Source organism: Eubacterium sp. AF36-5BH (assembly GCF_003460505.1).
Classification (GTDB): Bacteria; Bacillota; Clostridia; order Lachnospirales; family Lachnospiraceae; genus Eubacterium_G.
The window spans coordinates 104606-118211 of the sequence record NZ_QTVG01000006.1 but is presented as its reverse complement, the minus strand read 5'-3'; the positions used below and the strand labels follow the sequence as shown (position 1 = coordinate 118211).

Genomic DNA, 13606 nt, shown 5'->3' with positions numbered 1-13606 from the left:
GAGTTTTTTGTATGATTAATTATTTTTTTGCAATACTAATATAGAAATTTATTTTTAGGAGGTCATTATGGAATTATCAGAAAAAGAATTATCAGTAATTCAGGATTTATTAAATGAAGAAGAGCTATTAGTGAAAAAGTTTACAATGCTTGCTAATCATAGTCAGGACGAAACAGTAAAACAGCAAATGCTTGATATTGCCCAGAAGCATCAGGGACATTTTAATGGAATTTATTCTTATTTGAATAACTAATCAGGATTTGTTTGATACTCAAGCAGAATTTATTTTGATGGCTAATCAAAACTTATTTCACTAGCTAAATAGTCAGGAGGTTTTTATGGAAGAAATTTATACAGAAAAAGAAATTTTAGGGGATGCCCTTAACACTGAAAAGAACGCAACTGCATTATATAATCTTAGTGCAAATGAATGTGTACACGAAAATTTAAGATCCACAATGATGGATTTGTTACAGAAGGAACATGAAATCCAGACAGATGTATTTAACCAAATGCATACAATGGGCTTTTATCCTACACCTGCTGCTGAGTCAAAGAAAATTCAGGAAGCAAAAACCAAATTCCAGTGTGGATATAAAGCTGTGTAGTAGATGATAGCATTGTAATTGCAAAACTATATTGCATATAAACAGTCTAATAATTCCAAAGCTACATGGCATATCAGCTGTAGCATAATTAACAAACTATACAGTAGCTATAAACTACATGGTAATTACAAAATATATAATAAAAAGAAACCTTCTCATATATTCCCGAAAAATCATTACTGTAATTTTTCAGAATTGCTATGAGAAGGCCTCTTTTTTATTTTTAAAATCTTTTATGCCTTTATGGCTCTTTTATGCTGTTGTGATATCATCTGCTAGCATTATGGTCACTGCATTTTGTTGGGATGTCATCTGCTGGCATTGTGGCTCCTGTATTCTGTTACCATAACGTCCACTACCATTCATATTCTACAATCTGGCAGTTTTTAATTCCAAAAGCTGCGAATTCTTCATTACTCATATTATAAAAATATGACTGCACAATTCTTGAAATTCCATTATGAGCAACCAACAAATATGTTTTGTCTGTCTGTTCCTTTAGTTCATCCAAAAGACTATATATTCTTGCTGCCATTTGTAGCATTGTCTCTCCACCATCAAAATCGTAAATAAAATTTTGTTTTGCCTCTTCAAACTCTTCTCCATGTCTTGGAGTTGATTCATACTTGCCAAAATTTTGTTCTTTCAAACGCTGTTCTACACGTAGTGGCACACCTGTGATTTCAGCTATGTGTTTTGCAGTGTCAGCCGCTCTTGACAAAGGAGAACATAGAATTTCATCTATCTGTAAATTTTCTGATTTAATTTTTTCTCCAAGTTCAATTGCCTGTTTGTGTCCTAATTCTGTTAGTGGACTGTCTGTTGCTCCACAAATCTTGTTTTCAACATTCCAAACTGTCTGACCATGTCTTGTAAAATATATATGCGCCATTATTTTTTAATCTTCACTTTCTTTGGTTTTGACCATTTATTGCTGCCTACAGCTTTTACTCTAACATAAAGTTTTGATTTATTTTTCAAAACTTTCTTCTTAATTGTAAGCTTTGTCTTTTTAACTGTCTTCTTTAATATTATCTTTTTAAACTTTTTGCTCTTAGAAAACTGTACCTGATACTTTTTAGCGCCTTTTACTTTCTTAAACTTTAAGCTTACTTTTTTAGAATTTTTCTTCTTTGTCGCCTTCTTTACAGTAGTTTTTCCTAACTGTTTCTTTGTAGCCTGTATGCCCTTAGCAGATGTAACGTTATTTGTTGTACCTTCATTTGATGTAACCTTATTTGTTGTACCTTCATTTGATGTAACCTTATTTCCGTTACCTGTAGTTGTTGGACGATTAACTGTTTCTGATTCAATTACTTTTCTTGTTGTTGAAAAGCTTACATTTGAAATGCGAATTGTATTCTTTGCATTAGAATCTACAGTTTCTTCGTTTCCTTTTCCAAGACCGTAGTATAAATACAACTCTGAAGTATAATCCGCAGGTATTGTCACGTAAAGACTTAAATGGTAAGGGACACCTGCTTTTACATTAATTGTTCTGTTTTCTAATACAGGTGAGTCATGCTGTCCATCATCATTTCCTACTACTTTAACTACAAGCGTTCTGTCTATGTCTGATGTAATAGTTGCATTGTATTTGTATGTATAGCCCGGATAATATTTAAGAGTTCCCAGTGATGCCTGTGCTGCCCATCTGTTAGTTCCTAATTTATCCAAAGCAACTGTTATTCCTTTGTTTGTTGCGTCAGTAATTGTACCTGTAACTCCGCCACCCCAGCTATTATTTTCTGTATCAAAATAAGTTCCGAATTTTTTATCTGTATTAGCGACTAAGTCTGTATCTTCGTATAAAACTTTTGTAATTGTTTCAACAGGACTTGTTGCAGGCGCCTTAGTAGTTGTAGCCGGCTTTGTTGTTGTATTGGCCTTTGTTGTTGTACTAGGAGTAGTTGTATTTGTTCCATTTCCCTGCTGATATACTCTTAAATAATCAACATACATTGTTGCTGTCTTAAATGTTGCATCGTTAGCTGTAACATTGTTAGTAAATCCTGTATCCGGTCCGGCAATAGCAAGGTTAAATAAGAAAAATTGTTCTTTCTGGAAGCAATATGCATTATTACTTGTAATTGACTGACTTAAGTATGTCTTTCCGTCTAACTGCCATTCCATATGATTAGCATCCCATATTAGTGTATATGTATGCCAACCGTTAATTCCATTATTTTCATTGTCAGTGTAATATCCAAAAGCTTTTTCTGCACCATCAAAACCACTTCCGTATGAGCCATGTGAATACTCACCCTTTAAACCATTTGTGTTCCAATGAAGACAACCGCCTACATAATTGTTGGAATTAGCATGTTCCATAATGTCAATTTCCCCACAATATGGCCAACCAACTCCTTCGTTCATGTTTTCGCCCATCATCCAATATGCAGGCCAAACACCATCCTGATTTCCATTTTCTACTTTTATTCTGGCTTCCATTTTTCCATATTTAAAATATTTCTTGCCCTTTGAAATAATTCTACCTGATGTATATTTCTGTCCACCATAATTTTCTTTTTTTGCAATAATCTGTAATGAACCGCCTGCTACTCTAACATTGTCAGTTCTGTTTGTATAATATTCAATTTCTCCGTTACCCCAGCCCCAGTTTCCGTTTCCAATTTCGTATGACCATACAGATCTATCAAGAGATGTACCGTTAAACTCATCTGACCATACCAAGTTCCAATTGTTTGCAGCTTTTACACTCTTTGTTTTTGTTTCGCCAATTGTAATTCCTGATACAGCTACTGCCAGTGACATTACAACAGCCCCCACTTTTTTCGCTATTCTTTTCATGTTTTTGTCCTTGTACTTTTGCTACCTGATATAATGTAACAAATAACTTCCTTTCCCAATCATAATTGTTAATAAAAAATTACTTTCCGTCTTTTCTGAATTATCTGTAAAATTCATTCAACAAAACTTTCCAATAAATTCCTCATTAAACAAAAATTATATTTCTATATAAACAAAGAAAAATGTTTTTATCAAGTATTTTTATGCAATTTTTCAAAAAAAAGCAGCTACACTTTTGTGTAGCCACCTTTTTGTACCCTATATACATTTAAGAAACAAATATAACAGGGAGTGTGTTATTTATCTGACATCAACTTTTTAATTCCTGCCTTTAAGCCATTAACTGTCAATGGATACATGTCTATGATTTCCTTAATGGCTCTTTCTGATTCCATCCAGTAATTCTTTGTTAAATCACCATGGAATGATGGATTAAGCCAAATGGTATGTGGATATTTCTTCTTAAACAACTGAATCCATTCATGTCCTGAAAGTCCATTATTAGGCCCGCTGTAATTTCCGTTTTTGTCGTAGTATTCTTCCGGCGCCATTCCAGCATCACCTACAACTATAACCTTGTAATCCTTGTCATAGTTATTAAAAGCATAAGTTGTGTCAATCCATTCTCCCGGAGCACACTCAGGTGTTTTGTATAACTTTGCGTAAATACAATTGTGAATGTAGAAAGTTTTTACGTCCTTAAAATGATTTGCTTTATTTACTGCCTGAAATAGCTGGTTGCACAATTCACTGTAAGGATACATTGACCCACCACTATCAAAAATTAGCATAAGTTTAACAGAATTCTTTCTAGGCTGCTGAAACTCAAGTTTCAGATAACCACCCTGATTACAGGTAGAAGAAATGGTCCCGTCAATATCTAACTCTGTCTTTGGCAAATCCATTTTTCGTGAATACTGACGTAGTTCCCTGAAAGCCACCTGAAACTGTCTCATTGTAAGTTTAGTGTCTCTTCTGAAATCTCTGTAACGTCTCTCACCCATTACGGCAAATGCTGTTTTCATTCCGGCTTCATTTCCAAGTTGGATGCCACCTGCTACATGACCGTTTTTTCCAAAAGCCGAACCACCGCCTGTACCAATCCAGTGATTTCCACCGTTATGCTCAGTGTGTTGCTCGCCTAATCTTTCACGAAACATTCTGTGAACTTCTTTTGCCTCACGCTCTGTACGTTTATCTACAAAATCTTCAGGATTAGTTAAACGAACTCTGTCACTGTCGTTATGGAGCCATTTGTTTAATTTTTCCATATTTAATTTATCAGTTTTGATATTTTTAAAATACTCTAAAAAAGCAGAATCTAATTTATCGTAATCAGCTTCGCTTTTTACAAGCACTGTTTTACACAAGTAATAAAAGTCAGTAAAATTAGAATGTGCCAGCCCCTTATCTAAAGCTTCCATAAGAGTAAGCCATTCTGTTGTAGATATATCCAATCCATTACTTTTCAATGTGTAGAAAAATGGTGTAAACATATTTCCTCCATATTATCTGCTAACAAGTCTTACTGTTTCTAAATCTTCATCTTTTTTAATAAGCACACCTAAATATGGCAACTTAACGCTTATTGTTTCAGGATCAACGCCACCAATCATTAATGCTCTAATCCAGTCAATAAATTCCGATGTACTTGGTTTCTTTCTTAAATCCCTAATCTGTCTGATTTTATAGAAAGTATTCATTGCCTGATCTAATAGATTCTCTTCTAAATTTTCAAAGTGAGCATCTACAATCTGCTTCATTAATGCCGGTTCAGGAAATGTAATGTAATGGAATACACAACGACGTAAAAATGCATCAGGCAATTCTTTTTCCGCATTAGATGTAATAATAACAATTGGGCGAACCTTTGCCTTTACTGTTTCCTTTGTTTCGTTAATATAAAATTCCATTTTGTCCAATTCCCAAAGAAGGTCATTAGGGAATTCCAAGTCTGCCTTGTCGATTTCGTCTATTAAAAGAACAACCTGCTTATCCTTCTTAAAAGCTTCACCAAGTTTTCCAAGCTTAATATAGTGTCCAATGTCATCTACTCCTGCTTCACCAAACTGGCTGTCGTACAATCTCTGAATTGTATCATAAATATATAAACCATCCTGCGCCTTTGTTGTTGACTTAATGTTCCAAATAAGTAACTCCATGTCAAGAGCCTTAGCAACTGCCTCCGCCAACATTGTTTTTCCAGTTCCTGGTTCTCCTTTAATAAGAAGAGGTTTCTGCAATTCTCTTGCCACCTGCACTGATGCCATTAAATCATCTGATGCTACATAAGTATCTGTTCCTGTAAATCTTGCTTCCTTTGCCATTTAAATTCCTTTCGTTTTTAGTTTTTTATTATAAAGTCGGTTCTTAAATCATTTCTTAACTATAAAATTATATTAATCCCAAATTTATTATTAAGAAATTATATATTCAAACCATTATTATTTTCCAAAATATTCTGCCACTTTCTTTAAGTCTTCAATAATTGGTAAGTTCTGTGGACAAATTTTCTGACACTTACCACAGGCAATACAATCACTTGCCTTACCAAAAATTCCTGTTAATCTGTCATAATATTCACCCTGTGGTGTCCAGCCTTTTTCTTTTACTTCCTGTTTATCTGCATTGTATAAAGAAAAATACTTTGGTATAGCAATTTTCTTTGGACAACCCTCAGTACAGTATGAACAACCTGTACATGGAATTTCTATATTTTCATTTAAAATATCTGCAGCTTTCATAACAAGGTCAACTTCTTCTTTTGTTAATGGTTTAAAATCCATCATATAATCAGTGTTATCAAGAAGCTGTTCCATATTACTCATACCACTTAAAACCATCATTACATTATCAAGACTTGCCACAAATCTAATTGCCCATGATGGCACTGACATTTCCCTATTGTATGCCTTGAAATGTTCTTCAACTGCCTCAGGCACATTAGCTAAAGTTCCACCTTTTACCGGCTCCATAACAATAACCGGCTTCCCATGTTTTGTAGCTACTTCATAGCATTTACGTGACTGAACCCCTTCACTTTCCCAGTCAAGATAATTAATCTGAAGCTGAACAAATTCCATTTCCGGATGTTCTGTTAGAACCTTGTCCAACAACTCTGCATTATCGTGAAATGAGAAACCAATATGCTTAACAAGTCCTGCTTTCTTTTTATCAACCAACCACTGAAAACATCCAAGGTCTGTGTACTTCTTGTAATGATCTAAACCAATATCGTGAAGTAAGTAGTAATCAAAAAACTCTACACCTGTCTTTTCAAGCTGCTGATTAAAAATCTCATCTGCTTCTTCTATTGTGTTAAAAAATCCACCATGCAATTTGTCAGCCAAAGTAAAGCTGTCTCTTGAATGACGTTTTACCAAAGCCTCTTTTGTAGCATTCTCACTTTTGAATCCACAATACATCCAAGCCGTATCAAAATATGTAAATCCACGTTCCAAAAATGTGTCCACCATTTTGGACATTTCTTCTATATCAACATCTGCTGCCTCATTTTGGTCTACAAGTGGTAATCTCATCAAACCAAATCCTAACTTCTTTTTAGCCATATTTCCTCCTTATTAAAATTGTAGAAATCATTCTTTAGCCATAAATATTTCTACTAATATTTTTCCTAGACATTTACTTCTATATTTTAATAATTAATGAATTATTTGGCAAGCAAAGTTGCAAAAAAGTAAGAAGCCCTTACTAGACTTCTTACTTTCTAAATAAATTACTTTTTAATTTTTACTTTTTTAGGTTTTGACCATGTTTTGCAACCAACAGCTCTAGCTCTTACATATAATTTCTTCTTGTTTTTAAGCTTCTTGCTCTTAATTGTAAACTTAGTCTTCTTTACAGTTTTCTTAACAAGAATCTTCTTGAACTTCTTGTTCTTAGAAACCTGTACCTGATATTTCTTTGCATTCTTAGCTTTCTTTAATAAGATACTAATTTTCTTCGCTTTAATCTTCTTAGTTGCTTTCTTAACCTTTGTTTTGCCAACAGTCTTCTTAACAATAGGTGTTGTTACCTGTGGCTTTGTAGTTTTTTCCGGAGCCTTTGTTGACTCTGGTGTTGTTTCTGTTGGTGCCGGTGTTGTTGGTTCAGTTGTAGGATTTGTAATTATCTTTGTACCTAACTTGTAATCACCGTATAAGCCATCGTTTGCACCATCAGTTTTTACATTTGCATTCTTATCATTCTGTTCATCTTCATTTGATGCAACTTTTCTCTGATATACTCTAACATAATCTACTTCCATCATGGCCGATGTGAAATTGTCATCAGGTACATAACCACTATCAAAAGTTCCGCCTGCTGCTAAGTTTAAGATAAGGTAAAATCTCTGATCAAATGGTGCATATGTATTACCTCTGTCTGAACCTGAGTACCATTCTCCAGCTGTACATTTGAAGTAGCATTTACCATCACAGTAAATCTTAATATTTTCTGCATCCCAAACTACGCTGTATACATGCCAATCATCAATACCTGTTTTAACATTTCCATTTTTAGTCATGTCAAACGCATCAGATGAGTTAATGTTGTTTGGCCACTGTGAACCATAATGTAATGTACCAAATACCATGTTTGGTGTACGTCCACGTCCTTCAAATACATCAATTTCTCCTGATAAAGGCCATGAACCATATACTGAATCATTTGGAAGCATCCACATTGCAGGCCATACACCTGTACCTGTTGGCATTTTTGCTCTAAAATCTACTCTTCCGTATTTAACTGAGAACTTGTCCTTTGTTGTTATCTTACCTGAAGAATATTTTGCTTCTGCTTTCTTTGTGCTATCACCCTTCTGGGTAAAAATCTTTGACTGCTTCTTCATGTCAATATTAAGTTTTCCGTCTTTTACAGAAACATTATCTCTTGTATAATATTCTAATTCCTGATTTCCCCATCCGGCTGTATTAATATCATCTTCTTCGAGGAGGAATCCTTCATCGTATGACCACTTGTTTGTATCAAGCTTGCCTCCGTCAAATTCGTCATTGAAAATCATTTTCCAACCTGCAGGAGTATAATCCTCTGAACTGTTTTCTACTTTAATATCTGTCATGTCAGCAGGTAACTGTGCTTTATATTCTGTGTTACCCTTAATTGTGTAGATTATTGCATTGCTACTTGCATCGCCACCTTTTTTGCCATCAATAGGGTAGCTGATTCTGATTTCTGTATCTTCTCTTACAGGCTGAAACCATAAGCCATAAACATGATCACTGAAATATCCCCACTGACTGCTTAATGAATATTTGTTATAGCCATTTCCTTCGTAAACCCAGCCACTAACTGCTACGTCTGTAAGGGCAATCCATTTTCCGTCGACTTTTACTTCATATTTGAATAAGTCTAAATCATCCTTAATTGCTTCTGTTCCACCAATCTTTGGAAGTGGAATACCAACTGATGCTGTTTCAACTTTGCTTGCATCGTATGAAGTTCCCTCATAAGCTGTTAAAGCATAACTTGTTCTAACAGGCTTCTCATAAACAACTTTTACATCCTGCATTACATTAGGATTTGACTTTGATTTGAAACGAAGTGTAAATGACCAACTGATGTTTGTAAACCAATAACCGCCATCACCCTCTGAATAATAACCAAAGTTCTGATCCCATTTGAAACCTGAATTTGCATTGCCAAGGAACTTTACAAATCCTTTGCCATCGTTATTGTCAACTAAAATTTCAACATCATTCTGAATCTGTTCATACTTAATATTTTTGTCACCGTTAAAAGTCCATGCTCCCCAATGTGTAGCTGAACCACCTGTTGTGTCTGCCTTAATTGTTTCTTCTGTAGTAGAAATACTTGTAAGCTTATAAGTTGCAAGTTTTTCTAGTTCTAAAGTGTAATCCAAGTTTACACCACTTGATTTGCTATGAAATCTGAATTCTGTAGTTTCTGAAACTTTCAACCAGCAAACCCAGCCATCCCAGTCAAGCTGATGTTCAATACCCCAAGTTTCATTCCATACAAAAGACTTAACTTCTTCAATCTTCTTCCATTCGCCGCTTGTGCCGTTCTCCTGTTTAACGTACAACTGAATGTCATCTCTTACATTATCATAATTCAATTCTTTTGGTTCTTTTCCATTAAACTTAGGTAAAACAAATCCAAAGCTTACTGCACCTGTTCCTGATTTCTTAATTGTTGGTCCCTGTTCACTGTTATAATAGTCCATTGATGTGACTGCTGTTGTGGCTGAAACCTTTGAGCTGTTACTTACTGAAACAACACCGATTGTTGTAATCATAAGTGCAACAGTTAATACCATTGAAACAAGTCTGCTAAACCAATTTTTCTTACTAAACCCTCTGTTCATAATAACACGTTCCTTCCTTTCTCAATATTCTTCTGCCCAAATACTTTAAAATTTTTATTCGAGCTTCCCCATGTTAAATGTTCTTTTATTATATCGCTCACATTTTATTCACAAAATTCTTTATTTTTTATTTAGTTCACTTTTTTTATAAAAACATTTTTATTTTTTAAGTTTTAATGCTTTCCCCATAAACTATTCCCCAATTTATATTGTTCTTACGGAATTTCTTATTTTTTAAGTAATAAAAAATATTTTTGGAGATAAAAAAATCTGTATTAAGTTCACTGGTAATCTACCAGGTTAACCTAATACAGATTTTTTAAAATTTATGTTTTTATTTTGAAAGCTTATACTTGGCTTTTACTCCAATTTTATACTATTCTTTATCTTCTTGAACAATGTTAATTAAAGCAATTACCACAATCATCATAAGAATTGCAATCGGTAGCACAATCCATGCATTGCGGACAAAGCCTGCAATTATAAATGAGAAAAATGAAACTGCTGCCGCCACAATAGCATAAGGTAACTGAGTGGATACGTGATTTACATGGTCACACTCTGCACCCGCCGAAGCCATAATGGTTGTATCTGAAATTGGTGAACAATGGTCACCGCAAACAGCACCTGCCATGCAGGCTGAAATTGAAATAATCATTAACTCATAATTGCTGCCCTCAAATACTGCAACTACAATAGGAATAAGGATTCCGAATGTTCCCCATGAAGTTCCTGTTGCAAACGCAAGGAAACATGCAACTAAGAAAATAACAGCAGGCAATAATGAAATAAAATCTCCTGCAACAGATTTCATTGACATTGCAACAAACTCTTTTGCTCCAAGAGAATCTGTCATTGATTTTAAAGTCCATGCCATTGTTAAAATTAAAATAGCAGGAACCATTGCCCTAAATCCATCAACTAAACAATCCATGCAGTTTTTAAACGGAAGAACTCTTCTAATAACATACAAAACAATTGTAATTACAAGTCCGAAGAAGCTTCCTATTGCAAGTCCTACTGATGCATCACTGTTTGAAAATGCTGTAATAAAGTCTTTTCCTTTGAAAAATCCACCTGTGTAAATCATTCCAATTACACAACAAACCACAAGACATAAAATCGGAATAACAAGGTCGATTACTTTACCTTTCGAGCTACCCTGCTCATCTTCCTGAATGTTCTGTGTTCTATCGCCCATTGAAAATAAGTCACCGTTGTCAGCGTTCTTCTCATGTTTTGCCATTGGGCCAAATTCAACTTTTAAAAGAACCATCGTCACCATCATTACTATAGTTAAAATTGCATAAAAGTTATAAGGAATGGCTCTTACAAATAAAGTTAAGCCGTCCTCCCCTTTTACAAAACCACTTACTGCTGCCGCCCATGAAGATACCGGTGCAATAATACAAACCGGTGCTGCTGTTGCATCTATTAAATATGCAAGTTTTGCACGTGATACGTTATGCTTGTCAGTTACCGGACGCATTACACTACCAACTGTAAGACAGTTAAAATAATCATCAATAAAAATCAAAACACCCAATAAAATAGTTGCAAGCTGTGCACCTACTTTTGTTTTAATATGCTCGCTTGCCCATTTTCCAAATGCTGCCGAACCGCCGGCCTTATTCATCATAGCGACAATAGTTCCCAAAATAACAAGGAATATTAAAATACCTACGTTGTATGAATCTGTTAAAACACTTACAAAGCCGCCATTGTCATCTCCGAAAGCATGGAGTATTGTTCTTTCAACATTGCCACTGCCATAAAGAACGGCACCAACAACAATACCTATAAACAATGAACTGTAAACTTCTTTAGTTATTAACGCCAGTGCAATAGCTACAACCGGTGGTAATAACGCCCAACCTGTAGAAAAAACTACAGGGGAATACTTTGCCTTGTCTGCGCCTAAAACAACTGTGGCACAAACAACCACTAAAAGTGCTGAAACACAAAAAAGTGCCATAAGCCTTCTAGCTGTTAAACCTTTTCTTCTTTCCATAATGTTTTTTAGTTAAATTAGCTTTAACTTTCTCCTCCGTTTTCTATTTTTTACCTTTGCCTTTTTATATTATCACTTTTTTATTAATAAGAAAATTGTTAAAAAGGAATTTATGTATACTTTGTTTAATTATTACATGTGATTTTCCTTTAACTTAATTTTACAATCATTGATACATACTATTTTTATGTATTAATTTTCTATTTAACATTTCTGTTATAAACGATATATCAACTTGAATTATATGCATTACTTATACTTGTACTTTGCCGGCTAAAACATTCTTGTAATCTTCCAGATTCTTTCTAAGAAGTTCCGGTGTGTCTAATTCATAAGGACATTTTCTTTTACATTTGCCACAATTAATACAGTTTTCTATTTTTGCCATTTCAGCCTGCATCTCTTTTGTAAGCCATGCCTTAGATGGTGCTCGTCGTAACATTAAAGACATTCTTGCACAATTGTTTATTAAAATTCCCTGTGGGCAAGGCATGCAATAACCACACCCCCTGCAAAATTCTCCCACTAATTCAGTTCTTTCTTTTGCAATAAAATTTCTTGTCTCCTGGTCTAACACCGGATCCCTGTCCATAAATTGAAGCCATTGCTCAAGCTCTTCCATTTTCTGTATTCCCCAAATTGGAAGAACATTATCGTACTGAGAAATATATGCCATTGCCGCATTTGAATTGTGAATCAAACCACCTGCAAGTCCTTTCATTGCTATGAAACCAACATTTTTTTCTTTGCACAAATTCACAAGTTCAATCTCTCTGGCTGAACAAAGATAACTAAATGGAAATTGCATTGTTTCATATAATCCTGAATTAACACATTTAAAAGCTGTTTCAATGTTATGTGCTGTCACACCAATATGTTTAACTATTCCCTGCTGTTTTGCACTTTTTAGGCACTCATACATTCCAGTACCATCTCCCGGTTCATAGCACTGTGGAACACAATGAAGCTGATATATATCCAAGTAATCTGTTTTTAAATTAGTTAATGTAGTATCTAATTGAATCCAGAAATCTTCAGGATTTTTTGCCATGGTCTTTGATGCAATAAAGATTTTTTCTCTCATTCCATTAAATGCGACTCCAAGTTTTTCCTCGCTATCACTGTATGCCCTTGCCGTATCAAAAAAAGTCATGCCTCCTTCGTAGGCTCTATGCAAAATATCAACTGCTGTATTCATATCCACTCGCTGTATTGGCAATGCTCCAAATCCATTTTGGGGTGTAGTGATATTTGTTTTTCCTAATGTAACTTGTTTCATATACTAGTTTACCTTCTTTCGTTTAAAAATCTCAGAAAACCTCTGCAACCTTTTTCCACATCTTCATATGTTACGTCAAAATTGCCTGTATACCATGGATCTGCAATATCTCCTGACTCTCCGGCAAATTGTAAAAGTTTGTAGACTTTTCCTTTGTAATCACTTCCGACTATACGTGCAATATTTTTCATATTGGCACTGTCCATGCCGATAATATAATCGAATTGGTCATAGTCTGACTTTTCTAAATGTCTTGCCTTATGATTACCGCAGTAAATACCTACCTGTGCAAGCTTTCTTCGTGTACCTGAATGTACACCATTGCCAATTTCCTCGTAACTGGTTGCTGCCGAATCTATATAAAATTGTTGTGCCATGCACGCCTGCTCTACCATGTGCTGAAGCACGTATTGCGCCATAGTTGAGCGACAGATATTGCCGTGGCAAATGAATAGTATTTTTATCATTGTTGCATAACCTCGCATTTCTTAGTTTTTCTTGGTTTTTCGGGCTTTGTAAGCCTTTGTGAATTTTTCTTTTCTGGCATAACC

General features: G+C 34.7%; 11 protein-coding genes. 2 read left to right on the top strand and 9 right to left on the bottom strand.

Annotated elements, in window-relative coordinates:
* The first annotated feature begins 67 nt into the window (after positions 1 to 67).
* Together DW006_RS07635 and DW006_RS07630 are read left to right on the top strand one after the other, a co-directional pair.
* A complete protein-coding gene (locus DW006_RS07635; RefSeq protein WP_022165992.1) occupies positions 68 to 253 on the top strand; it encodes a hypothetical protein in 186 nt (61 codons plus the stop codon).
* Between the two features lie 85 nt (positions 254 to 338).
* Positions 339 to 608 carry a spore coat protein gene (locus tag DW006_RS07630; RefSeq protein WP_022165993.1) on the top strand — a complete coding sequence of 90 codons (270 nt, stop codon included), beginning with the start codon at positions 339 to 341 and terminating at the stop codon, positions 606 to 608.
* A gap of 355 nt (positions 609 to 963) precedes the next feature.
* On the opposite strand, the gene DW006_RS07625 is transcribed toward DW006_RS07630, so the two are convergent.
* The 9 genes from DW006_RS07625 to DW006_RS07585 form a co-directional block, all read right to left on the bottom strand.
* Complete coding sequence (locus tag DW006_RS07625) at positions 964 to 1500, bottom strand: histidine phosphatase family protein (RefSeq protein WP_022165903.1); 537 nt, start codon at positions 1498 to 1500, stop codon at positions 964 to 966.
* The gene (locus tag DW006_RS07620) at positions 1500 to 3419 is read right to left on the bottom strand and encodes a glycoside hydrolase family 16 protein (RefSeq protein WP_117999735.1); all 1920 of its coding nucleotides are present in this window, start codon (positions 3417 to 3419) and stop codon (positions 1500 to 1502) included. The genes DW006_RS07625 and DW006_RS07620 overlap by 1 nt, the downstream gene beginning before the upstream one ends.
* Positions 3420 to 3715: 296 nt before the next feature.
* The gene (locus DW006_RS07615; protein WP_022165905.1) at positions 3716 to 4915 is read right to left on the bottom strand and encodes a hypothetical protein; all 1200 of its coding nucleotides are present in this window, start codon (positions 4913 to 4915) and stop codon (positions 3716 to 3718) included.
* A gap of 12 nt (positions 4916 to 4927) precedes the next feature.
* Entirely contained in the window at positions 4928 to 5746 is an 819-nt protein-coding gene (locus DW006_RS07610) for a MoxR family ATPase (protein WP_022165906.1), read from the bottom strand.
* 117 nt (positions 5747 to 5863) lie between these two features.
* Complete coding sequence (locus DW006_RS07605; protein WP_117999734.1) at positions 5864 to 6988, bottom strand: aldo/keto reductase; 1125 nt, start codon at positions 6986 to 6988, stop codon at positions 5864 to 5866.
* Positions 6989 to 7155: 167 nt separating this feature from the next.
* Positions 7156 to 9765, bottom strand: a complete 2610-nt coding sequence (locus tag DW006_RS07600; RefSeq protein ID WP_117999733.1) for a glycoside hydrolase family 16 protein — start codon at positions 9763 to 9765, stop codon at positions 7156 to 7158.
* Positions 9766 to 10141: 376 nt separating this feature from the next.
* Complete coding sequence (locus DW006_RS07595) at positions 10142 to 11740, bottom strand: Na+/H+ antiporter NhaC family protein (RefSeq protein ID WP_243002596.1); 1599 nt, start codon at positions 11738 to 11740, stop codon at positions 10142 to 10144.
* A 289-nt stretch (positions 11741 to 12029) separates the two neighbouring features.
* Positions 12030 to 13055 (bottom strand): aldo/keto reductase, encoded by a 1026-nt coding sequence (locus DW006_RS07590; RefSeq protein WP_117999731.1) that lies wholly within the window; start codon positions 13053 to 13055, stop codon positions 12030 to 12032.
* An 8-nt stretch (positions 13056 to 13063) separates the two neighbouring features.
* Positions 13064 to 13522 carry a low molecular weight protein-tyrosine-phosphatase gene (locus DW006_RS07585; protein WP_117999829.1) on the bottom strand — a complete coding sequence of 153 codons (459 nt, stop codon included), beginning with the start codon at positions 13520 to 13522 and terminating at the stop codon, positions 13064 to 13066.
* Between the last annotated feature and the right edge of the window lie 84 nt (positions 13523 to 13606).